Origin of the sequence: Serratia liquefaciens ATCC 27592, assembly GCF_000422085.1 — a bacterium.
GTDB lineage: Bacteria > Pseudomonadota > Gammaproteobacteria > Enterobacterales > Enterobacteriaceae > Serratia > Serratia liquefaciens.
In genome coordinates this window covers 3435643-3457361 of record NC_021741.1, presented here as the reverse complement: position 1 = coordinate 3457361, position 21719 = coordinate 3435643, and the positions used below count along the sequence as shown (strand labels likewise).

The window sequence follows — 21719 nt, the reverse complement described above, 5'->3', positions numbered from 1 at the left end:
AAGTTAAAAGATCAGCCCTTTAGCGCCTGATGATCCATCACGGTATGGGCATTGCAGAAGGCCACGAAGTTGTCGATGCTCAGTGGTCTGCTGTAATAATATCCCTGCATGAAATTCACGTCCTGTTCCTGCAGAAAGCTCACCTGTTCTGCGGTTTCTACGCCTTCCGCTACGGTTTGCATCTTCAGCTTTTTCGCCAGCGAAATCACCGCGTCCAGGACCGGGGCGGTGACCGTGTCCTGGCCGATGGAGTTAACGAAACCACGATCTATTTTCAGATAATCCATGCTAAAGCGTTCCAGATAGATCAGCGCGCTGTGGCCGGTACCGAAATCATCAATGGCGATCTCGATGCCCTGCTGGTGCAGCCAGTCGAACTCCGCCAGCGCATTGCCTTCTTCCACCATGCCACGCTCGGTAATCTCAAAGACCAACGTAAAGTAATCGCCCGGCAGTTGCGCCAGCAATTCATACACGTCGTGATGGAAGGAGGGGGCGCTAAGGTGGGAAGGGGAGATGTTCAGACCGAGCTTGGCCCCCTGCGGTAGCGCCGTCGCCAACTTGGGTGCATCTTCGGCAATCAGGCGGAACAGATGGCGCGTTAGCGGCACAATCAGCCCTTCGCTTTCGGCATAGGGAATAAACAGATCCGGCGGGATGCGGCCTTCAATCGGATGCTGCCAGCGGATCAAGGCTTCCAGTCCGCCGATGGTGCCGCTTTGGGTATGGAACACCGGCTGATATTCGATAAAGAATTCGTTGCGTTTGATACCGCGCATCAGGGCGCGTTCCGGGCTCTGGCGCAGCAACAGCATGTAATAACAGAGTACGCCGATCATTAATGACAGTACCAGGCTGCCCATCAGGGTGAGGCGAATATCGTTGGGCGTCAGCTTTTGGTTATAAAACAGAATGGTCATCGGCGTGCCGGCGATAGAGATGCGATCGGCTTTCTCGTTCGGTAACTGGTTCACCGGCATTAAATTCGGACTAAAGCTGGTCAGCGCACGATCGCCCAAGATAATAGCAATCGCCGGTGCCCGCTCCGGGCGAGAGGTAAACAACTGATAGGGCATAAGCGCGATATCCAGCGTCGCCAGCACACCGGTGTCTTCTTTTCCTGGTTGACGTAACCAGACGGCTACTGCCGGTTTCCCCGGTACCAGCGGCGTTCCCTGCTGCAATTTGAGATCCAACGACTGATGCGGGTCAATCTCCGGATAGATGTTTTTCAGCGCCAGCATCATTTCGCCGGTGGCCGAAGAGCAATAGGCAAAGCCATTTTTTACCAGCATAAAAGTGCGTACGCCGGAATGGAAAGCGGCCTGGTAAGTAATATCCGGTTGGCTGGCAGAACAGGGGCGGTCAATCAGCGGCATTAACTGCTGCATGATGGTTGTCAGATCATTAAGCGTATCGGCTGTGAATTTTTGCGTGCGTTGCTCGACCCGATGTTGATATTGCGTGCGCTGATGGTCAATCAGAGAGAGTGTAATCGCCACGAACAGGATAAAAAAGACCAGGGCTACGATGGCGCTTTTAGCCAAACTGCGTCGTCTGTGAGAGACGTGGCGTGCAAATGCCCTTTTCAAGCCCATAAACCTGCCCCCTGAGCACGGCGTATCAATTTGTTTTTGTTATAGAGTGACTGCGTAATATATCCCAACGGCGCTGTTGCAGTCATTATTCATCGATTATTTAACGGTTGTTAATCGTTTAAATCAGGCATGACTACCATTATCCCATTTGACGATAATAGGTGAGTTTTTCATCGGTGCGTAGTTTCCTACAAATAATATCGCGAAATACTGGGGTAGGGGCAAAGCGCTGCGAACGGATAATAAGATCTCAATCCGGAGCAGACAGCGGTGCAAAAAAAAACGCTGCCCGAAGGCAGCGTTCTATCGCTCGTTTGGTATTCAGGACAATCAGGTCATGCGCCGTCAGCTGCTGGTAAGCACCCGGCGGGCTTCGCGATAACGTTTATTCCAGTAGTTATCGCTCAGTTTCGAAATCATCACGCCGTTGCTGGTAGAGGCATGAACGAATTGATCGTTACCTAAATAGATGCCGACGTGGCGCCCGGTTGAGCCGGCGCGGAACAGCACCAGATCGCCAGGACGCAGTTTGGTGCGCAAAATTTTCTTGCCCATGTCTTCCTGTTCGTAGGTCGAACGCGGTAAGTCCATGCCAAACTGTTCGCGGAAAGTACGCTGTACAAACGCTGAGCAATCGATGCCGCGCTTGGTTTCACCGCCTAAACGGTAGCGAACGCCTTTCCAGTCTGCATACTGATCCATAATCTTTGACTTGACGTCAACGTTACGGACCATTGCTTCGAATTCATCCTGAGAGGCTTGCAGTAAAAGACCGTCTTTGTCATTAACTGCACGCATCTCAGTTTGTGCGTTATTCAAGTTCGAAGTGTGAGTCGTGCTGCACGCGGAGAGCATTACCGCTGCGGCAATTGCAGGTACTACCCGCAAAAAATATCTCAGAAACGGTTGAGATTTGACCATTGTTATTGTTTTCCCTTGAAGTCCTTAACGACGTCAGTCGCTACCTGAAAAATGCCAAACGGAACGAGACTAATCTGCAGCTGTTTTAACGACAATCAGTTACCTCTGAAAACGTGCTGGAACGCACATTTTTAGTGGATTTGAAGCTGAGTCAGGTTAAACCAGGCACAAACGCATCCGAGATTACCGTAACGAATTGGGGATTGCGAGCCTTTTTCCACCCTTTTTTATATGAATTTGTGATGTAACATAATGTAAATCTTCATATAAAAAACGCTGATTGTCCGTTGTGTTGGTTTTGCGTGAAATCAGGTGGCGAAAGCGTTAACGCGCTGATGGGGAAATAAACGAAATGCGGTGGGGAAATAATCAGGAGGCCGGCGGGCCTCCTGGGGATCATAACTATTGGTTATGACTATGCTGGACGGTGTTTACCGGGTAGCAGGCGATTCAGACCCCGGATCAGCACATCGCTAAACGGCGTCATCAGACACCAACTGGCGCCAACCAGCACCACCGACAGCGAGCCGACGGCAATATCGGTAAACCAGTGGGCACCAATCATCACGCGCGGCAATGAAAATACCACCGTAATCAGCAGTGCGACGGCGAACGCGCGACGGTTGAAGTAACGCAACATAAAGCAGGAAAATATCATCAGCATCATGCCGTGATCGCCGGGGAAGCTGTCGCCTGAAGCGTCTTTAGTCGGAATACCGGTCAGTTCGCTGACGCGGTTGATGTTCTCAAAACTCAGCGACGGGCTAGGGTGTTTGACCGGCAGTAAATGCCCAAGCTGGTTCAGCACCACGGCGGTCAGCAGCATGACAACGCCGGTAATCAACAAGCGGCGACGGCCGGCGCCATCCTGCTGCAGGTAAAAGCACAGGTACAACAACCCCATGGCCAGCAGCGAAATGACGTCAAAGGCGCGGTTATTGGTGATAGCCACCAGATGCAGAAAACCGGGATCGGTAGCCAGATGACGATTAAAGAAGAAGAAAATTTCCGAATCCAGAGTAAACCAATAACCGTGATTCGCCGGCAGGAACCAGGACAAGAACAGCACAATGCCCAATATATTGAAGAAAATGATGAGGGGTAAGTTGCGGCGAGTCATGGCATAACCTGTAGTCTGTCTAAAGAGTAAAAGGGCATTAACGGTAAAGATCTCAACTTAAACGAATACTAAACAGCTTGGATTGCAACGCGTTCCAGTCCGCATTCTCGCTGTGAATCAGTTCAATTCGGCTGTCCAGCGGTGTAACAGGGCGCGTTTCGATATTGAGATCTTGCCCCTGACGGTTGATTAAAAGTGTACCTTCAGCAATACGTACCACACCTTTGGCGCGTTCGACCGGCGCCAGACGTATCCATTCCATAATGCCAACGGTGTCGAACACCGTATCGGCGTCAAAAATCCAACCACAGCTGTTAAAACCCTGGCCCTGGTTGAGCGCTCGACGCCAGCGGGAAGTTTCCGGCAGTCGCAATGCGGCCAGGCCCTGCGTTTTGGCATGACTATGATGATGTTGTGCGTCGGGTAATTCTGTACGATTAGTGCGAGGTTGGTCGAGCCACGCGACATCGGCCTGACCGCGTTCAATATGATAAAGCGGACGCTGGTGGCCATCCTGTTCCATCCATTGCTGCAGGGCCATCAGATCTTGCGGCTGATAGGTGTCGCTTTTGCTGGCCAGAATAATGTCGGCGGCCGCCAGTTGATCGCGGAAGTTTTCGTTGTCGCGGTAGCGCGGTTCGCTGAGTTGGCGTGCATCCAACAGGCACAGCGTGGCTTGCAGATCGATCCAACCGGCGTAACTGTCTTGCGTCAGCAATGACAGGATCTGTTTCGGATGACCGAGCCCGGTGGGTTCGATCAGCAAGCGATCAGGCTTGTTTTGTTGCAGCAACATGTTCAGCCCGACCTGCATCGGCAGCCCGTTCACGCAACACATGCAGCCACCGGGGATCTCCTTCAACACTGCGCCGCTGTCAGCCAGCAGCGCGCCGTCGATGCCAATTTCACCGAACTCATTCACCAGCACCGCCCAGCGTTCATGTTCCGGCTTGTTAGCCAGCAAATGGCGGATGGTGGTGGTTTTGCCGCTGCCGAGAAAACCGGTGATCAGGTTAGTTTTAGTCATTAATTATTCCTGATGTTAATGAATTTAAGGGCAATAGTTTGGCCATTCTACTTCACCAGGCAGGATGGCGCTGCTCTCCCTGCGTTAAGTCACAAATCCGACAGATTGAGATACGTCATTTTAAAGCAACAAAATGGCGATCATCATTAGGAAAAATCCCAGCAAAAACCGGATATTACCTAAGGGAAATAGTTGTTAGTAGCTTGTTTTAACTTTGTTAATTGCCCGATTACCCGCCAAATAAATGCCCTTACCTTGCGATTATTCCTAAGAAGATCCTCTATGTTTAAATTGGCTTAACAAAAAATGAGGTTGCCATGAATGTCTTTCGGTTATTTTTGATCGCAGGAATGTTGTTTTCATGGACGGCAGTAAGTCATGCAGGAACCACTGGCGGAGTTATTCGTTTTGTCGGATCTATTGTGGAAAGCCCCTGTACGGTGAAAGTTACCGCTTCAACGGCCAATACGCAATGTTACCGAAATGGGCAGCACTATCAAGACCAACAGGCCCTGTCGAAATTTGATGCTACACGCAAAGAACTGCCGCTGAATTTAGGTTCGACCGAAATGAAGTGGGTGGATCAACAGAAAAAACTTGCAGTGATGACGGTAGTTTATCGTTAAGTCGTTCGGCGATGCCGGATGATATCCGGCATCGTCATTTTCCCCGCTTTACGCCTTGTTCAATGGCTAAGCCAGCTGAGTCGACACCCAGTTTTGCACCGTTTGACGCGCACCGCGATCGCGTAATGACAAGTAGGCGCGGGTGACCGCCGTGACAAATTCCTCGTTGGCCGCCAATTGCTCACCAAAAATAGCCGTTAGACCCAACAGGGCTTTTACCCGTTGTTCATCATCCGGCGTTGAAGCCACTGTCTGTTGCAGCGTAGCCAATAACGGATCGCGGATGTCTATTGGCTGCCCGGCATCATCCACGCCGCCGACATAGCGCATCCAGCCCGCCACCCCGAGAGCCAGACCGGCATAGCTGCCGCCATGCTGCAGATGCCAACGCACCGAGTCCAGCATACGCTGCGGTAATTTTTGCGTGCCGTCCATGGCGATTTGCCAGGTACGGTGTTGCAACGCCGGGTTGCTGTAGCGCTCAATCAGCTGTGCTGCATAGGCGGGCAAATCGATACCGCTAACGTTCAGCGTCGGCGCCTGTTCAGCCAGCATCAGGTGGAGTGCGGCGCGGCGATAAGACTCATCGCCCATACAGTCGTTGATGTACTGATAGCCCCCAAGATACCCGAGATAGGCCAGGAAAGAGTGGCTGCCGTTCAGCATGCGCAGTTTCATCTGCTCAAAAGGCAGCACGTCATTGACCAACTGTGCACCGGCCCGTTCCCAGGCTGGGCGGCCGGCGACAAAGTTATCCTCAACGACCCACTGGATAAAGGGTTCGCAGGCGATGGCGCATTCATCACGAACGCCGCCGAGCGCCTCGGCCACTTCATCCAGCGTCTCTGGCGTAGCGGCTGGGACGATACGGTCTACCATGGTGCTGGGGAAGCTCACCTCGCGGGCAATCCAGTCGGCCAGCGCGCCGTCGCGCGCTTGAGCCAAACCGACGATCGCGTTACGCAGCACGTGGCCGTTTTCCGGGATGTTGTCGCAAGAGAGCAGGGTAAAGGCGGGCAGCCCACGTTCCAGACGCAGGCGCAGCGCTTCCACCAGGATCCCCGGCACGGTGGAAGGCTCGCCGGGATTCGCCAGATCGGCGCGGATCGCCTGATGTTGAAGATCCAGTTTTCCGCTGCCGGGTTCAATGCAATAGCCTTTTTCGGTAATGGTCATCGAGACAATCGCCACCTGTGGCTCCGCCAGCTTTTCCAATACGGCGCCAATCCCTTCCAGCTTGCGGTGTACGCTCTCATGCACCGCACCGATCACGATAGCCTGATTACTCGCCGCGCCTTTTTCCAGCACGCTGTAAAGATGGTCCTGCTGGCGCAGCGTCCGGAACAAATTATCACCGCCGAACAGGCTGATTTCGCAGATCCCCCAGTCGCCGCCCTGACGATTCAACACTCGATCGGTCAGTAGCGCCTGGTGGGCACGGTGAAAGGCGCCAAATCCAATGTGCACCATGCGGCTCTGTAATGCGCTGCGATCGTAACCTGGCTGCTGGACGGCATCCGGAAGCGGCGTGTTGGCGATAGTCTTCATGCAAAGCTCCAAGGCTGAGTAGATGTGTTGGCGGTTAACTTTAAAAGTTATCAGACCAGTTTTTTGTGCAGAATACGGCACTCCTTCTGCCGGGGCTGCACGAATTTTCTGCCGCCAGTGTAAGGCTGTAAGCGCACTAATTACATGTGCGCGTGCAAAATAAGCCAGATCCGTGAAGTGGATCAACCAATCGCGGTTTCACTTTTGACAGCAATTGGCGAAAGAGTAAGGTGAAAGATAACCGATATCTATTTTATTTTGGTATAACAAGATGGCTGGAGCAGGGCGATCTTTATCACTTCCGCGATACTGGGCAATTTTTACAAGGATAAATAATGGAACAAACATGGCGTTGGTATGGGCCGAACGATCCGGTCTCTCTTGATGATGTGCGCCAGGCCGGCGCCACTGGCGTCGTCACCGCCTTGCACCATATCCCGAATGGCGAGGTGTGGCCGGTCGAAGAGATCAAGGCCCGTCAGGCCCTATTGGCGGAGAAAGGCTTGGTGTGGTCGGTAGTGGAAAGTATCCCGGTGCATGAGGAGATCAAAACCCACAGCGGCCATTACCGGCAGCATATCGCTAACTATCAGCAATCGCTGCGTAACCTAGCGGCCTGCGGCATCGACACCGTATGCTACAACTTTATGCCGATCCTGGACTGGACGCGCACCGATCTGGAGTATTTACTGCCGGACGGGTCGAAAGCGTTGCGTTTCGATCAGACCGCCTTCGCGGCTTTTGATCTGCATATCCTGCAACGCGCTGGCGCAGAGCAGGATTACACGCCGCAAGAACAGGAGCAGGCTGCAACCTATTTTTCCGCGATGAACGAGGCGGAGGTTGCCAAGCTGACCGGCAATATTATCGCCGGATTACCGGGGGCCGAAGAGGGCTATACCCTCGATCAATTCCGCGCCCGCCTGGCGGAGTACGATGGGATTGACAAGGCGCAGCTGCGAGAGAATATGGCGGTGTTCCTGCGCGCCATTGTGCCGGTGGCGGAGGAGGTTGGCGTGCGTTTGGCAGTGCATCCGGACGATCCGCCGCGGCCGATTTTGGGGTTGCCGCGCATCGTCTCTACCATTGAGGATATGCAGTGGTTCAAGCAAACGGTCGACAGCCGGTATAACGGCTTCACCATGTGCACCGGCTCTTACGGCGTACGGGCGGATAACGATCTGGTGCGGATGATCGAAACCTTCGGCGATCGCATCCACTTCACCCATTTACGTGCTACCTGTCGCGAAGAAAACCCGAAAAGTTTCCATGAGGGTGCGCATCTGCAAGGCGACGTGGACATGGTGGCGGTGATCGAGGCGATCCTCACTGAGGAGCAACGGCGCCATCAGGCAGGCGATCGCCGGCCGATCCCGATGCGTCCCGACCATGGGCACCAGATGCTGGACGATCTGAAGAAAAAAACCAACCCGGGCTACTCGGCGATTGGTCGTTTGAAGGGGTTGGCGGAACTGCGCGGGGTGGAGCTGGCGCTTAAACGCCGCTTCTTCCCGGATTTGCCCTAAGCCATTAAAAAGGGGCCACATTGGCCCCAGAATATCGACTAGTCAGCGCGGCTCATGTAACGGCGCTCGGCAATATGAATGCGGATTTTGTCACCGGCGCTGAGGTATTCCGGTACCTGAATGGTCAGGCCGGTCGCCATGGTGGCCGGCTTGTTGCGGGCACTGGCAGAGGCACCTTTGATGCCCGGTGCGGTGTCGACAATTTCCATATCCACGGTCTGCGGCAGTTCCAGCGCCAACACCTGGCCATCCAGGGTCAGTACCTGCATGCCCGGCAGACCGCCTTCAGGAATAAACAGCAGTTCATCTTCGATCTGGTCTTTCTTAAAGATATACGGGGTGTAATCCTCGTCATCCATAAATACGTATTCTTCGCCGTCGATATAAGAAAAGTTCACCTTGCGGCGTGACAGGCTAATGGTGTCCAGAATATCGTCGCCCTTGAAACGCTCTTCAACCTTCAGCCCGGTGCGGACGTCAGAGAAGCGCATTTTGTACAAGGTGCTGGCGCCGCGCGCGCTTGGGCTTTGCACATCAATGTCTTTCACCAGCAGCAGTTTGCCGTTGTAGTTGATCGCCATGCCGCGCTTAATTTCGTTAGCTTTTGCCATATAAAATAACCTGCAATGAAGAGTATTTGGGAAGTTGCGACAAGTTACTCGCGCCGCTGATTTCAGGCAAGCAGATCGAGCAAAAACAGTGACAGAAAAAGGGGACGGCGGGCGCCATCCCCTCAAATTGCTGACAACGTCCTTTGCAGTTAAAAGTTCTGTTCTGGGACAAATAAAAACAAAGGATGGTGTCTTCTGATTTACCTCAAACATCCGAAAACCACGTTTTTCGGGTGTTTGTCATCAGACTAAGGGGACGGCGGGCGCCATCCCCTACGGTATTACTGGAACACCGGTAACAGACCCAGCAATGCCAACACGTGCGCGACGGCGTTGATCACCCCGAACAGAATGATGAACAGGATCATGCCGTAGCCACCGGGAGCGCGATATTGCGCTTCGGTAAAGCGGCGGCGGCTGGCACGCGCCATCATGGCCGGCACTATTACCGCCCAAACGGTGGCGGCCAGGCCGGCGAAGCCGATGGCGTAAAGGAAGCCGTTCGGGAACAGCAGGGCGGCAATGGTCGGCGGCGCGAAGGTCACCAGCGCGGTTTTGCTGCGTCCGACGGTGTCATCGCTGAATTTGAAGAAGTCTGCCAGGTAATCGAACAACCCCAGCGACACCCCGAGGAATGAGCTCGCCAGCGCCATATAAGAGAAGGCGTTTAGTAGCTGGCCGACGGTCTGGCTGCTGGAAACGTTGCCCATCTGCTTGAGCAGGCTGCCAATGTTGCCGCCTTCGGCAATCACCTGTTTGAAGGCATCGCGGGCGATGTTGCCCTGAATCACATACTGCCACAGGATATAGATCGCCAGCGCCAGCAGGGTGCCGTACACCAGGCTGCGCACGACTGCGCCGCTGTCTTTGTGGTAGTACTTCACCAGTCCCGGCACGTTGCCGTGGTAGCCGAAGGAGGTCAGCAGATAAGGCAGCGCCGCCAGGGCGTAAGGCAGATAGCTGGCCTGGTCGTCACCGCGGTTGAACAGTACTGCCGGCTGCACATGCGTGAACATGTCGCCCACCGACATCACAAAGGTGATCACCATACCGCCGATCAGGATCGTGCTCAGGCGATCAACGGCGCGTGTGGAGAGCCACACGATAAACGCCACTACCACGGCAAACACCAACCCGGCGGTGGACTGCCCGACGCCGACGATACCTTCCAGCGTATGGGCGATAATCGAGCCACCGGCGGAGATATAGGCATAGGTGAGGATGTACAGGACAAAGGCGATGGAAATACCGTTAATGGCGTTCCAGCCTTTACCCAGCAGATCTTTGACGATGGTGTGGAAGCTGGCGCCGCTTGGGTAGTGCAGGGCGGCCTCCAGGATCATCAGGCCGGAAATCAGCATGCAGGCCCAGGTATAAACCAGCAGCGCGACGGAGCCGCTGAACCACACGCCAGAAGTGACGATGGGAATGGAGAACATGCCGGCGCCGACGGCGGTGCCTGCAATGATCATCGCGCCGCCAAGCACTGAAGGGCGGGAAAGCTTCTGGATGGTGTCCGCGGACATTTTTGCTCCTGATTGGCCTCGTTGGCCGTGGATTCTTTTGTACTAGCTCAATGGTACATGTGCGGTTAGCGCATGTAAAGCCGCTAATGCGCTTGTTTCATGCATTAATTGGCGGCGGAAGGGGAGCTTATGGCAATTTTCGGGCGGGTGAGAAAACGGGGCGATTCACGATTTAAAACGCGAGATGTAAAGATTCGCGCGCCAACACGGATTATGCTGGCGGCCGATGAGCGCGACTGATATTGTCGCGCTTCAATTCCGCCAGCCCACCGGGAGACTCGCTGATGGACTGTCGTACCGACTGTGGCGCCTGTTGTATTGCGCCTTCAATATCCAGCCCGATCCCCGGCATGCCTAACGGCAAGCCCGCCAACACCCGCTGCATTCATCTGAACGAGCAATTGCGTTGTGGCCTGTTTCATTCACCGCTGCGGCCCAAGGTCTGCGGCAGCCTGCAGGCCAGCCGCGAAATGTGCCATGACCACCGCGACCAGGCATTGGTCTATCTGATCAAGCTGGAAGCGGATACTGCACCTTAAGCGTCTTTCAGTTTCCACAGGCACAGCACCGCGCCGACCACCATCGCCAACGCGGAATAAAACACCGCGTGATAGTTCCAGACCTCCGCCACCACGCCGGCGATTGAACCTGCAAAAATCCAGCCCACGCGCGTAGTGTTGGTAAACAAAGTGGTTGCCGCCCCGGCCTGACCGGGCATCAAATCTTGAAAATAGAGCATACCAATGCCTGCCAGCACGCCAATAAACGCCGCGTTGAGCAATTGCAGGGCAATCAGTTGCCAGGTACCGGTGATAAACAGTAACCCGATGTAAAACAGCAGGCCCGCCGCCACCGCGCAACGCATCAGGAAACGTTTACCGAAGCGCTTCGCTACCATGCCGGCCAGCAACATGGTCGGTATCTCCAGCCCGGCCGCCGTCCCCATCAATATTCCGGCCAACCTTTCCGGCAGTTGCAGCTCATGCACCATATACAGTGGCATATTGATTAAATACATGCTGTTGGCGGTCCACATAAAGGTGCAGGTTAAAAACAGCAGCAGCGTATCGCGGCGATTTTTCCGCGGAGCTTCCAGCGTGGTACTGGAAGCCACCGGCGTTTTACGCATCGACGGCAGCATTTTCCACACCAGCACGCCACACAGGATAAACGCTGCGGCGGCGGCCAGATACATCACCTTAAAACCGAATCCCAATGCCAGCGCGAAGGCGATAGGCGGCCCAATAACCCAGGCGAGAGAAACCTGAGCCCGCAGGATAGAGCTGAACATCACCGCTTCGCGGCCGGTGCGGTCGGCGTGTTCGCGCGCCAGAGCGAACATCTGCGGGTTGGCGGTGGAGCCGAAGCTGGTCAGCATTACGCCGACTGCCAGCAACAGATAATAATTACGGTTCCAGGCGAACAGTACGCAGCCCAGTGCCCCTAACATGCAGCAGAGGAAGATCAGCGTTTTGCGATCCCCTTTTTGATCTGAGCGGCGAGCCAGAAACTGGCTGACCAGGATGCCGATCACCGCGCTGCCGGTGAAAAATAACCCAACCATGGAAGGGCGCACCTTTACCTCGGTTGCCAGGAACAGGCTCAGCGTTGGGGTTTGTAACGCACCGGCAATCCCCGTGAGGAACGCCACCACTAAAAAGGCCAGCGAAGTCAGATCGGGCGAGCGTCGCGTTACCGCAGTTGAAGTAGGCATAGAGGTCAGCAAATAGCCGTAAATGAGGGAGTCGCGCGCATAATACGCCTGTTTAAAAAGAACAAAAACCGGTTTCATTCTGCTTAATGGTAAAAAGTTCTTTCCTGCATCAGGCTAAAAAAAGGGCGATGTCACCATCGCCCTGGGTATGACAAACTTCAACGTTAGGCGCCAGCCGGCACGTCGTGCGCGGTGTTTTTCAGCACCTCGCCCTGATACTTCTCGATCTGCAACTGTGCCATTTGCCCGCAGTTACCCTGAGCCAGGCTGGAGGAGCCGACGTCGAAGGTCAGGCAGTTGACGTTGCCGTTCTTGCACAGCGAACCCGGCTGTGACGGATCGGCCGGATCGAACCAGGCACCTTCGCTGATGCGCACTACGCCAGGGCGCACGTCTTCGCTCACCACCGCACCCACCAGGATCTGGCCGCGATCGTTAAAGGCCCGCACCAGATCGCCATTGGCAATGCCGCGTGACTGGGCGTCCTGCGGGTGGATCACAATCGCTTCCCGATCGGCTACCGCGTATTTCTTGCGCAGTGGCGTGTTGTCGAGCTGCGAATGCAGGCGGTTGATCGGGTGCGCGGTGTTCAGCGACAGCGGGTATTTCACCGCTTCCGGGCCGCGATACCATTCATGCGGCGGCATCCATGTCGGAATACCTGGGCAATCCTGATACTTCATTTTGGCAATGGCGTCGGAGTAGATCTCGATTTTACCGGATGGCGTCCCCAGTGGATTGAGCAGCGGGTTTTCGCGATAGTCGGCGAAACGCACCCATTGGGTATTGGCCTCCGGCACCGGGAAGCGCACGTAGTTGTTGGACTCCCAGAACATATCGAACGGTGGCAGGGCTACCCGTGCAGCACGTGCCTGAGTTTTCATGTCATCGTACATGCCTTTCAGCCATTGGGTTTCATCTTTGCCTTCGGTAAAGGCGTCCTGCACCCCCAGCTTAGCCGCCATGGCCGCGAAAATATCGAAATCGCTGCGTGATTCATGCTGCGGCGCGACGCACTGGTGCATCGGGAACACATAAAGCTGTGAGTAATCGCCGCCCATTTCGAGATCGTTGCGTTCGTAGCTGGTGGTGGCCGGCAGAACGATATCGGCATGCTTGGCGGTGGCGGTCCAATAAGGCTCGTTCACCACGATGGTGTCCGGCCGCTGCCAGGCCTTGACCAGATTGTTGGTGTCCTGATGCTGGTGGAAGGTGTTGCCGCCCGCCACATAGACCATTTTCACCTCGGGGTAGGTGACCTGTGCGCCGTTGAAATTAATTGTCTTGCCCGGGTTGGTCAGGCATTCGGCGATGCGCGCCACCGGGATCGGTGCCGGTGAGTTCTTCGGCGCGTTACCGGCAGAGATACCGGAAATAATGCCGCCTTTCGCCGTCGGGCTGCCGCCGGAGGAGTAGTGATAGCTGAAGCCGAAGCCGCCGCCCGGCAGGCCAATCTGGCCGAGCATCGCCGCCACGGTAACCAACAGCCAATGCTGCTGTTCGCCATGATGCTGGCGTTGGATCCCCCAGCCGCCCATGATCATGGTGCGGTTCTTCGCCATGTCGCGTGCTAACTGACGCAGCACGTCAGCATCGACGCCGCACACATCGGCCGCCCATTCGGCAGTTTTCGGCGTACCGTCGGTTTCACCCAACAGATAAGCCTGGAACTTGTCGAAACCGGCGGTGTAGGTTTTCAGGAAGTCCGGGTTATGCAGCTTCTCGGTCAGTAGCGTGTGGGCGATGCCGATCAGCATGGCGCCGTCGGTATAAGGACGCGGAGCGATCCACTGCGCATCGACGAATTTGGCGCTGTCGTTGTGTACCGGATCAATGCTGATCACTCGGGTACCTTTCTTCTTCAGCGCCTCAAAGCCCGTCTGGCCGTAGTGGTCCGGGACGTTCCAGCTGTTTTTCAGCGTGATCATCGGGTTACAGCCCCACAGCACCACCAGTTGGCTGTTTTCAATCACGTTCGGCCAGGCGGTCTGCTGTTCGTAAACCTCCATGGAGCCCACCACGTGCGACATGATCACCTGCGCGGCACCGGTGGAGTAGTCGCCCGCGTAACCAAGGAAGCCGCCGGTCAGGTTCATCAGGCGTTGCAGCAGCGTGCGGCTGTTATGCAGCATCCCGACGCTTTTCCAGCCATAAGAACCGGCATAAATGGACTGCGGGCCATGGTCTTTCTGCAAGCGGGTGATCTCACCACAGACCAAATCAATCGCCTTGTCCCAACTAACGCGTACCCACTCGTCACGACCACGCAGTTCGGTACGGCTGCCAGGGCCGCCTTCCAGCCAACTTTTGCGCACCATCGGGTATTTGATACGGTTTTCGGCGTGCACCTGATAGGGCGCCATGGTGATCAGTTCGTTCGGATAAGGATCGTCTTTGACCGGCTGCACGCCGACCATTTTACCGTCCTGGACGATGGCTTCGAAGGCGCCCCAGTGCGCGCCGGTCAAAATGCCTTTTTGTGCCTGACGCAACACGACGAATTGCGGCAGCGCCTGGCTGATGGCCTGGGCCAACGCTGACTTGGGCCACAGGCCCGCCAGTAGCGGTGCTGCGGCCAGCGCGGTCGCGCCAGTCAGGAAGCGGCGGCGGCTCATTTTTAACGCTTGTTGTTGATATTTGCTCATTTCGCTTCTCCCTTAAAGCTTGGCTGGTGCGGCTGGCTGCATGTCACTGGCGTGTTTCTGCACGTACTGTGTCAGAACGCGCAGCTGTTCCTGCGTCAGCGAAGTGCGTGGAGCCATACCTTTAATTACGCCGATCCACTGGTTGGCGTTGAAGCGATCGAGGGCCGTGAGGCCGTGACAACCGGTGCAGTTGGCCGACATCATATCTGCCGTGTAGCGCCAGATTTTTTGCTGATCGTCGATCAGTTGTTTGCGCGGCAGCCAAACTTGCAGAGAAACCTGATGCCATACCAGACCGGTTTCGGCATCGGTCATGGTGGTGCCGGTTTTCAGCAGTTTGCGAGCGTCTTCACCCAGCAGCACGCTGAGGATGCGTTTGCCTTGCGCGGCGTAGAACACTTCAGCGACACCGTCTTGCTGCCAGCCGGTGACGTTGGCCAGCACTTTGTCGCCTTCCTGTTTCACCACCTGCACTTCGGTGGATGGCATCAGGTTGCCGGCATTGTGGCTGTCGTCCGGTTTGAGGAAGAAGGGTTCTGTGGCAATGGTGTACAACGTGGTGGCGGTTGGCGAGGTTTCAGCGGCGGCTTTCGCCAACTCGGCGGCACCAGCCTGGGCTGCACCGCTCATGTCCGGCAGGATATGCGCGACCCCTTTATGGCAGTCGATACAGGTTTCACCCTGTTTGATGGCCACCGGATGTTGGATACGCGCTTCAGGCCGTTGGGCAGTGATGTCCATTGCGTCAAAGCTGTGGCAAGAGCGGCAGGTGGCGGAGTCGTTTTCTTTGAGCGTTTTCCAGACCGACTGCGCCATGGCCAGCTTGTGCGCCTCGTATTTCTCAGGCGTATCGATGGTGCCCACCATCTCGCCATAAATGTCTTTTACCGCGCGGATTTTGGTCCACAGGTAGTCGAGTGGCTCATGGGGAACGTGACAGTCGGCACATTCAGCGCGAATGCCCTTGGTATTTTGGAAGTGAACGCTGCCCTGATATTCGGCCAGCGGTTGTTGCATGGTGTGGCAGGAGACGCAGAAGGCGGTGTCGCTGGTTTTATGGAATACGGTGGCGGTACCCGCCAATAATGCTGCCCCGAGGATAATTCCGAGCAGCAAAATCCACAGCCATCCCCATCGATGCTTTTTTATCAAGCCAGTGAGTTTATTGGTCATATTGAATCCGCTTATAATTATGAAATACCAAGGAAAACCTTGCCAAAAAAAAGTGCCGGACGAGCGCCGACATACCTGAGGAAGTATAGGTACTATTGGTAAAGTCATCTAATACTATAGGGGTATTTTTAGAAGAAAAATGGTCGTTCGGGGGATTTTTCAGCGTTATGTTCTGGATTATATAACGCATTTTTCATGTGGATTTATCAGACTATGAGCGAGATCACGGAAAGGAGAGCTAAACCGTGATTGAAAACAGCTACTTTGCCGGTAGGTAAGTTTGGCCCGTCTGCCACAGATGAATGGCATTACGGCTGGCTTCAAAATGCGGTTCAGGTAATGCATCCGGCAGGCACCAGCGCCATTCGGCACATTTTTCCGGTTCTTTCAGCTCGGCTTCCCCGCCAGGATGGGGCGTCAGCAAACAGATGGAAACCGTATGCTTTCCCTCGGCGCGCCAGGTTTGCAGATTATTGCTGATGCCGACAAAGCTCGGTGGGGCGATGATCAGCCCGGTCTCTTCGGCGATCTCACGTTGTGCGCACTGTTCAAAGGTTTCGCCGGCATCCAGATGCCCGCCGGGGATGGACCAGAAGGGGGCGTGCTTGCCGCAGCGTTTGCCCAGCAAAATTTCCCCTTGTTCATTGACAATGATTACGCCTACGCCCGCCACTACAGTCATGTTTCTCTCCGTCAGCAAAATTTCAGCACAGTATGTCATTTTAGCGCTGCAACGGGTAACCCTAAGGGAAAAGTGTGCGTAAGGTCAAAAATCTATCACGTCAAAATTGAGAAAACTTGCTTTCGCTCATGGGGCCTTACACACTCCTTGAAACGTTTCAGCGTTATGGGCGCGATAATGTCGTACCGGTAACGCTCCTTTTTCCCAACGAAGCTGAAACGATTCAATTCAGCAGGAGAGGAGAATCATGTTCCAGTTGTCACAGCAAGATATTCACCTGGGTGCTACCGCGAGTAACAAACAGGAAGCCATCCGTCAGGTGGCTGCCGCACTGACTAAGGCCGGCTGCGTCAGCGCGCCTTACGTGGACGGCATGTTGCAGCGTGAGCTGCAAACTTCCACTTATCTTGGGAACGGTATCGCCATCCCGCATGGCACTACCGATACCCGCGATCTGGTGCTGAACACCGGCGTGCAGGTGTTTCAGTTCCCTCAGGGTATCGAGTGGGGCGAAGGCCAAACTGCTTACGTAGTGATCGGCATTGCCGCACGTTCCGATGAACACCTGGCGCTGTTGCGTCAGTTGACCCACGTTCTGAGCGACGACAGCGTAGCCGAACAGCTGGCGAAAACCACCTCGGCAGAAGAGTTACGCAGCTTGTTGATGGGCGAAAAGCTGACGGCGGAATTCAAGTTCGACGCTTCCTTGATTGCGCTAGACGTGGCCGCCGACAGCCTGATGACGCTGCAGGCGCTGAATGCGGGCCGTCTGCAGAAAATTGGTGCGGTTAACGCTCAATTCGTCAGCGACGTCATCACCCGCAAGCCGCTGAATCTGGGGCAGGGCATTTGGCTGAGCGACAGCACCGAAGGCAACTTGGCTAGCGCGGCTACGGTAAGCCGTCCGGCGCAGCCGTTTGACGAAGAGGGCGAGCAGGTTGCGCTGTTGCTGACGCTGTCGGTGGCTGACCAGCAGCCGCTGGCGGTGCTGAACTACCTCAGCGATCTGCTGTTGGCGAACAAAGCTGAACGTTTGCTGAACGCGGATGCCGTCACCCTGTTGGCATTGCTGACCAGTGAGGTGGAAGAAGAAGACACCACGCTGAGCGCTGAGTACGTGATCCGTAACGAACACGGCCTGCATGCCCGTCCGGGCACGGCGCTGGTCAATGTAATCAAGCAATTCAGCAGTGAAATTACCGTCACTAACCTGGATGGCAGTGGCAAACCGGCCAACGGACGTAGCCTGATGAAGGTGGTGGCGTTGGGCGTGAAGAAAGGACATCACCTGCGTTTTACCGCCAAAGGTGAAGATGCTGAAACGGCGCTGAAGGCGATCGGTGAAGCGATTAACGAAGGACTGGGCGAGGGCGCAGCATGAGCAGAAGAGTAGCAACAATTACCTTGAATCCGGCTTACGATCTGGTGGGCTTTTGCCCGGAGATCGAGCGCGGTGAAGTGAACCTGGTCAAAACCGCCGGCCTTCACGCCGCCGGGAAAGGCATCAACGTCGCCAAGGTGCTGAAGGATCTGGGTATTGATGTGACGGTGGGCGGCTTCCTGGGAAAAGACAACCAGGACGGTTTCCAACTGCTGTTCAGCGATCTGGGCATTGCCAACCGCTTCCAGGTGGTGCCGGGACGGACCCGTATTAACGTCAAACTGACCGAAAAAGACGGTGAAGTCACCGATTTCAATTTCTCCGGTTTTGAAGTCAGCGGGCAGGACTGGGAACGTTTCGTGACCGACTCCCTGAGCTGGCTGGGCCAGTTCGACATGGTCGCGGTCAGCGGCAGCCTGCCGGCGGGGGTCGATCCCGACGCTTTCACCGACTGGATGATCCGTTTGCGCGCCCAGTGCCCGTGCATCATTTTCGACAGCAGCCGTGAAGCCCTGGTTGCCGGCTTGAAAGCGGCGCCGTGGTTGGTGAAACCGAATCGCCGCGAACTGGAAATTTGGGCCGGGCGTCCGTTGCCGCAGCTGGCTGACGTGGTCGAAGCGGCACATGCGCTGCGCGATCAGGGCATTGCCCACGTGGTTATCTCCCTCGGTGCCGAAGGCGCGCTGTGGGTCAACGCGTCCGGCGCCTGGATTGCCAAGCCACCGGCCTGCGAAGTGGTCAGCACCGTGGGTGCCGGCGACTCGATGGTCGGCGGCCTGATTTACGGCCTGCTGATGCGTGAATCCAGTGAACACACTTTGCGTTTGGCCACCGCCGTGGCTGCGCTGGCGGTAAGCCAGAGCAACGTTGGCGTGACCGACCGTCCACAGTTGGCCGCGATGATGGCGCGTGTCGATCTGAAACCTTTTAATCAATAGCAGGAGGCAGAATGAAAACACTGCTGATGATAGACAATTCGCTGGGGCAGGCACGTAGTCACCTGGCGAAACGCATGCTTGGCGCTGCTGCGGTGAAAACCGGCCTGACGTTGGTTGAGTCAGCCGCCGAGGCTGAACTGGTGGTGGTGGCAGGGCAAACTGTACCTGCTGACGCCGCGCTGAACGGCAAACGGGTTTATGTGGGTGACGTGGCGCATGCGGTGCGTGAGCCGGAAGCCTTCCTGGCGCAGGCGATGGCCGAAGCGAAAGCCTATCAGGCACCGGCCGCGGCAGCCGTCGAACCGGCTAAAGCCGCCGGTCAAAAACGTATCGTGGCGATCACCGCTTGCCCGACCGGCGTGGCCCATACCTTTATGGCGGCCGAAGCCATTGAAAGTGAAGCCAAAAAGCGTGGCTGGTGGGTGAAAGTTGAAACCCGCGGCTCCGTCGGCGCTGGCAATGCCATTACGCCAGAAGAAGTGGCGGCGGCCGACCTGGTGATCGTGGCGGCGGACATTGAAGTGGATCTGGATAAGTTTGCCGGCAAGCCGATGTACCGTACCTCTACCGGCCTGGCGCTGAAAAAAACGGCGCAGGAACTGGACAAGGCGCAGGCCGAGGCCGAGATTTTCCAACCGCAAAAAAGCGGTGCGCCGGCCACCGCCGGTAAGAAGAAAGAGAGCGCCGGCCCGTATCGTCACCTGTTGACCGGCGTGTCTTATATGCTGCCGATGGTGGTGGCGGGTGGTTTGTGTATCGCACTGTCGTTCGTGTTCGGTATCAAGGCATTCGAAGTCAAGGGCACGCTGGCAGCGGCGTTGATGCAGATCGGCGGCGGCTCAGCCTTTGCGCTGATGGTGCCGGTATTGGCCGGTTTTATTGCCTTCTCGATCGCTGACCGTCCGGGCCTGACGCCGGGGTTAATTGGCGGCATGCTGGCCGTCAGCACCGGCGCCGGTTTCCTCGGCGGTATCATTGCCGGTTTCCTGGCGGGCTATGTGGCCAAATTTATCAGCACCAAACTGCGTCTGCCGCAGAGTATGGAAGCGCTGAAGCCGATCCTGATCATTCCCTTGGTCGCCAGCCTGATTGTCGGCTTGATCATGATTTTCATCGTCGGTACGCCGGTAGCGAAAATTATGGAAGGCCTGACTCACTGGCTGCAATCACTGGGTACCGCCAATGCGGTACTGCTGGGGGCGATCCTCGGTGCCATGATGTGTACCGATATGGGGGGGCCGGTTAACAAGGCGGCCTACGCTTTTGGTGTGGCGCTGCTGAGCTCGTCGGTATATGCCCCTATGGCGGCCATTATGGCGGCCGGTATGGTGCCACCGCTGGCGATGGGGCTGGCAACATTACTGGCGCGTCGCAAGTTCGAGAAGTCCGAGCAGGAAGGTGGTAAAGCAGCGCTGGTGTTGGGCCTGTGCTTTATCTCCGAAGGCGCCATTCCGTTCGCCGCCCGTGACCCGATGCGCGTGTTGCCATGCTGCATCGCGGGTGGTGCATTGACCGGCGCACTGTCGATGGCATTCGGCGCCAAGCTGATGGCACCGCACGGTGGGTTGTTCGTTCTGCTGATCCCTGGCGCTATCACACCAGTGCTGTTGTATCTGGTGGCGATCGTTGCCGGTACGCTGCTGGCGGGGGTGTCTTACGCACTGCTGAAACGCGCTGAAGTCCCTGCGGCTACGGTAGCGTAACGCTGGCGCAGGCAATAAAAAACCGGAGCTCAGGCTCCGGTTTTTTTTAACTGGCAATTACTGCTGTGCCTTCAGCCAGGCGATCTCTTCCGCCCAGATATCCGGGTTTACGGTTTCCAGGATCAGCGGGATATTGTTGAAACGATCGTCACGCATGATATAGCTGAATACTGTTTTACCGATATTGCCTTCACCCAGGCTGTGGTGACGGTCGACGCGGCTGCCAAACTCGCTCTTGGCGTCGTTCAGGTGCATGCCGCGCAGGTACTTGAACCCCACGATGTCGCCGAGCTCTTTAAACGTCTGCTCGCAGGTTTCTTCGGTACGCAAATCGTAACCGGCGGCAAAGGCGTGACAGGTATCGATGCAAACGCCGACGCGGCTCTTGTCTTCCACGCCATCGATAATCGCCGCCAAATGTTCAAATTTGAAGCCCAGATTGCTGCCCTGACCGGCGGTGTTTTCGATAACCGCCGTCACGCCCTCGGTCTTGTCCAGCACCATGTTGATGGATTCAGCGATGCGTGCCAGGCATTTGTCTTCCTCAATTTGCAACAGGTGGCTGCCGGGGTGGAAGTTCAGCAGGGTCAGCCCCAGCTGTTCGCAGCGCTGCATTTCATCAAGAAAGGCTTCGCGGGATTTTTCCAACGCCTCGGTCACCGGGTGGCCAAGGTTAATCAGATAGCTGTCGTGCGGCAGGATCTGCCCTGGGCCGTAGCCGTACTGCGCACAGGCGCTTTTAAACTTATCGATCACGTCGGCAGGCAGCGGGGCGGCCTTCCATTGACGCTGATTTTTAGTGAACAGGGCGAATGCGGTCGCCTCCAATTCGTGCGCGCGGATAACCGCCTGATCCACGCCGCCTGACGCGCTGACATGTGCACCGACAAACTTCATTTTCATTCTCCTGTGTAATCGGCGTCATTATGGCATTGATAGCGGAAGGATTGAATGGCAGGAAAAGCGCAGGCCCGCGGTTG

The 21719-nt window shown here is 55.9% G+C and carries 18 protein-coding genes; 6 read left to right on the top strand and 12 right to left on the bottom strand.

Features of this window, described 5'->3' with window-relative positions:
* Nucleotides 1–11: 11 nt before the first annotated feature.
* The 4 genes from M495_RS16270 to M495_RS16255 all read right to left on the bottom strand — a co-directional run bounded on the left by M495_RS16270 (nt 12) and on the right by M495_RS16255 (nt 4666).
* Nucleotides 12–1598, bottom strand: coding sequence for a cyclic di-GMP phosphodiesterase (locus tag M495_RS16270; protein WP_041414764.1), 1587 nt, complete (start codon nt 1596–1598; stop codon nt 12–14).
* A 345-nt stretch (nt 1599–1943) separates the two neighbouring features.
* Entirely contained in the window at nt 1944–2519 is a 576-nt protein-coding gene (gene mepS, locus M495_RS16265; RefSeq protein WP_041414762.1) for a bifunctional murein DD-endopeptidase/murein LD-carboxypeptidase, read from the bottom strand.
* Nucleotides 2520–2934: 415 nt separating this feature from the next.
* Nucleotides 2935–3639 (bottom strand): phosphatase PAP2 family protein, encoded by a 705-nt coding sequence (locus M495_RS16260; RefSeq protein WP_020827774.1) that lies wholly within the window; start codon nt 3637–3639, stop codon nt 2935–2937.
* Nucleotides 3640–3691: 52 nt separating this feature from the next.
* The gene (locus M495_RS16255; protein WP_020827773.1) at nt 3692–4666 is read right to left on the bottom strand and encodes a CobW family GTP-binding protein; all 975 of its coding nucleotides are present in this window, start codon (nt 4664–4666) and stop codon (nt 3692–3694) included.
* Between the two features lie 317 nt (nt 4667–4983).
* On the opposite strand from M495_RS16255, the gene M495_RS16250 reads away from it, so the two are divergent.
* Nucleotides 4984–5292: a type 1 fimbrial protein gene (locus M495_RS16250; protein ID WP_041414761.1), complete on the top strand. Its 309-nt coding sequence runs from the start codon at nt 4984–4986 to the stop codon at nt 5290–5292.
* 66 nt (nt 5293–5358) lie between these two features.
* Here the strand turns inward: M495_RS16250 and M495_RS16245 are convergent, their stop codons facing one another.
* On the bottom strand, nt 5359–6840 hold the full coding sequence (locus M495_RS16245) for a mannitol dehydrogenase family protein (protein ID WP_020827771.1): 1482 nt from the start codon (nt 6838–6840) through the stop codon (nt 5359–5361).
* Nucleotides 6841–7175: 335 nt separating this feature from the next.
* Here M495_RS16245 and uxuA point away from each other — a divergent pair, with 335 nt between their 5' ends.
* A complete protein-coding gene (uxuA, locus tag M495_RS16240) occupies nt 7176–8366 on the top strand; it encodes a mannonate dehydratase (RefSeq protein WP_020827770.1) in 1191 nt (396 codons plus the stop codon).
* Nucleotides 8367–8404: 38 nt separating this feature from the next.
* On the opposite strand, the gene yeiP is transcribed toward uxuA, so the two are convergent.
* Nucleotides 8405–8977 carry an elongation factor P-like protein YeiP gene (gene yeiP / locus M495_RS16235; protein WP_020827769.1) on the bottom strand — a complete coding sequence of 191 codons (573 nt, stop codon included), beginning with the start codon at nt 8975–8977 and terminating at the stop codon, nt 8405–8407.
* A gap of 281 nt (nt 8978–9258) precedes the next feature.
* Nucleotides 9259–10503: a tryptophan permease gene (gene mtr, locus M495_RS16230; protein WP_020827768.1), complete on the bottom strand. Its 1245-nt coding sequence runs from the start codon at nt 10501–10503 to the stop codon at nt 9259–9261.
* Nucleotides 10504–10787: 284 nt separating this feature from the next.
* Here mtr and M495_RS16225 point away from each other — a divergent pair, with 284 nt between their 5' ends.
* Nucleotides 10788–11042: a YkgJ family cysteine cluster protein gene (locus M495_RS16225; protein WP_020827767.1), complete on the top strand. Its 255-nt coding sequence runs from the start codon at nt 10788–10790 to the stop codon at nt 11040–11042.
* On the opposite strand, the gene M495_RS16220 is transcribed toward M495_RS16225, so the two are convergent.
* The 4 genes from M495_RS16220 to M495_RS16205 form a co-directional block, all read right to left on the bottom strand.
* Nucleotides 11039–12217, bottom strand: coding sequence for a sugar efflux transporter (locus M495_RS16220; protein WP_041415523.1), 1179 nt, complete (start codon nt 12215–12217; stop codon nt 11039–11041). The two genes, M495_RS16225 and M495_RS16220, sit on opposite strands and share 4 nt — an antisense overlap.
* A gap of 164 nt (nt 12218–12381) precedes the next feature.
* The gene (gene torA, locus M495_RS16215; protein ID WP_020827765.1) at nt 12382–14862 is read right to left on the bottom strand and encodes a trimethylamine-N-oxide reductase TorA; all 2481 of its coding nucleotides are present in this window, start codon (nt 14860–14862) and stop codon (nt 12382–12384) included.
* A gap of 12 nt (nt 14863–14874) precedes the next feature.
* Nucleotides 14875–16035, bottom strand: coding sequence for a NapC/NirT family cytochrome c (locus M495_RS16210; RefSeq protein WP_020827764.1), 1161 nt, complete (start codon nt 16033–16035; stop codon nt 14875–14877).
* 259 nt (nt 16036–16294) lie between these two features.
* Entirely contained in the window at nt 16295–16717 is a 423-nt protein-coding gene (locus M495_RS16205; RefSeq protein ID WP_020827763.1) for a nucleotide triphosphate diphosphatase NUDT15, read from the bottom strand.
* A 247-nt stretch (nt 16718–16964) separates the two neighbouring features.
* Here M495_RS16205 and fruB point away from each other — a divergent pair, with 247 nt between their 5' ends.
* The 3 genes from fruB to fruA are packed head-to-tail and all read left to right on the top strand — an operon-like array spanning nt 16965 to nt 20739.
* Nucleotides 16965–18098 carry a fused PTS fructose transporter subunit IIA/HPr protein gene (gene fruB, locus M495_RS16200; RefSeq protein WP_020827762.1) on the top strand — a complete coding sequence of 378 codons (1134 nt, stop codon included), beginning with the start codon at nt 16965–16967 and terminating at the stop codon, nt 18096–18098.
* On the top strand, nt 18095–19036 hold the full coding sequence (fruK, locus tag M495_RS16195; RefSeq protein WP_012145945.1) for a 1-phosphofructokinase: 942 nt from the start codon (nt 18095–18097) through the stop codon (nt 19034–19036). Before fruB ends, fruK begins: the two co-directional genes overlap by 4 nt.
* Nucleotides 19037–19047: 11 nt before the next feature.
* Nucleotides 19048–20739 carry a PTS fructose transporter subunit IIBC gene (gene fruA, locus M495_RS16190; RefSeq protein ID WP_020827760.1) on the top strand — a complete coding sequence of 564 codons (1692 nt, stop codon included), beginning with the start codon at nt 19048–19050 and terminating at the stop codon, nt 20737–20739.
* Nucleotides 20740–20796: 57 nt separating this feature from the next.
* On the opposite strand, the gene nfo is transcribed toward fruA, so the two are convergent.
* On the bottom strand, nt 20797–21636 hold the full coding sequence (nfo, locus tag M495_RS16185; protein WP_020827759.1) for a deoxyribonuclease IV: 840 nt from the start codon (nt 21634–21636) through the stop codon (nt 20797–20799).
* Between the last annotated feature and the right edge of the window lie 83 nt (nt 21637–21719).

Coding starts and splice junctions, on each gene's coding strand:
- M495_RS16260 (WP_020827774.1), bottom strand. CDS start 3,639: ATGACTCGCCGCAACTTACCCCTCATCATTTTCTTCAATATATTGGGC.
- M495_RS16255 (WP_020827773.1), bottom strand. CDS start 4,666: ATGACTAAAACTAACCTGATCACCGGTTTTCTCGGCAGCGGCAAAACC.
- torA (WP_020827765.1), bottom strand. CDS start 14,862: ATGAGCAAATATCAACAACAAGCGTTAAAAATGAGCCGCCGCCGCTTC.
- M495_RS16250 (WP_041414761.1), top strand. CDS start 4,984: ATGAATGTCTTTCGGTTATTTTTGATCGCAGGAATGTTGTTTTCATGG.
- fruA (WP_020827760.1), top strand. CDS start 19,048: ATGAAAACACTGCTGATGATAGACAATTCGCTGGGGCAGGCACGTAGT.
- fruK (WP_012145945.1), top strand. CDS start 18,095: ATGAGCAGAAGAGTAGCAACAATTACCTTGAATCCGGCTTACGATCTG.
- M495_RS16270 (WP_041414764.1), bottom strand. CDS start 1,598: ATGGGCTTGAAAAGGGCATTTGCACGCCACGTCTCTCACAGACGACGC.
- M495_RS16205 (WP_020827763.1), bottom strand. CDS start 16,717: ATGACTGTAGTGGCGGGCGTAGGCGTAATCATTGTCAATGAACAAGGG.
- M495_RS16220 (WP_041415523.1), bottom strand. CDS start 12,217: ATGCCTACTTCAACTGCGGTAACGCGACGCTCGCCCGATCTGACTTCG.
- yeiP (WP_020827769.1), bottom strand. CDS start 8,977: ATGGCAAAAGCTAACGAAATTAAGCGCGGCATGGCGATCAACTACAAC.
- M495_RS16245 (WP_020827771.1), bottom strand. CDS start 6,840: ATGAAGACTATCGCCAACACGCCGCTTCCGGATGCCGTCCAGCAGCCA.
- fruB (WP_020827762.1), top strand. CDS start 16,965: ATGTTCCAGTTGTCACAGCAAGATATTCACCTGGGTGCTACCGCGAGT.
- nfo (WP_020827759.1), bottom strand. CDS start 21,636: ATGAAGTTTGTCGGTGCACATGTCAGCGCGTCAGGCGGCGTGGATCAG.
- M495_RS16225 (WP_020827767.1), top strand. CDS start 10,788: ATGGACTGTCGTACCGACTGTGGCGCCTGTTGTATTGCGCCTTCAATA.
- uxuA (WP_020827770.1), top strand. CDS start 7,176: ATGGAACAAACATGGCGTTGGTATGGGCCGAACGATCCGGTCTCTCTT.
- mepS (WP_041414762.1), bottom strand. CDS start 2,519: ATGGTCAAATCTCAACCGTTTCTGAGATATTTTTTGCGGGTAGTACCT.
- mtr (WP_020827768.1), bottom strand. CDS start 10,503: ATGTCCGCGGACACCATCCAGAAGCTTTCCCGCCCTTCAGTGCTTGGC.
- M495_RS16210 (WP_020827764.1), bottom strand. CDS start 16,035: ATGACCAATAAACTCACTGGCTTGATAAAAAAGCATCGATGGGGATGG.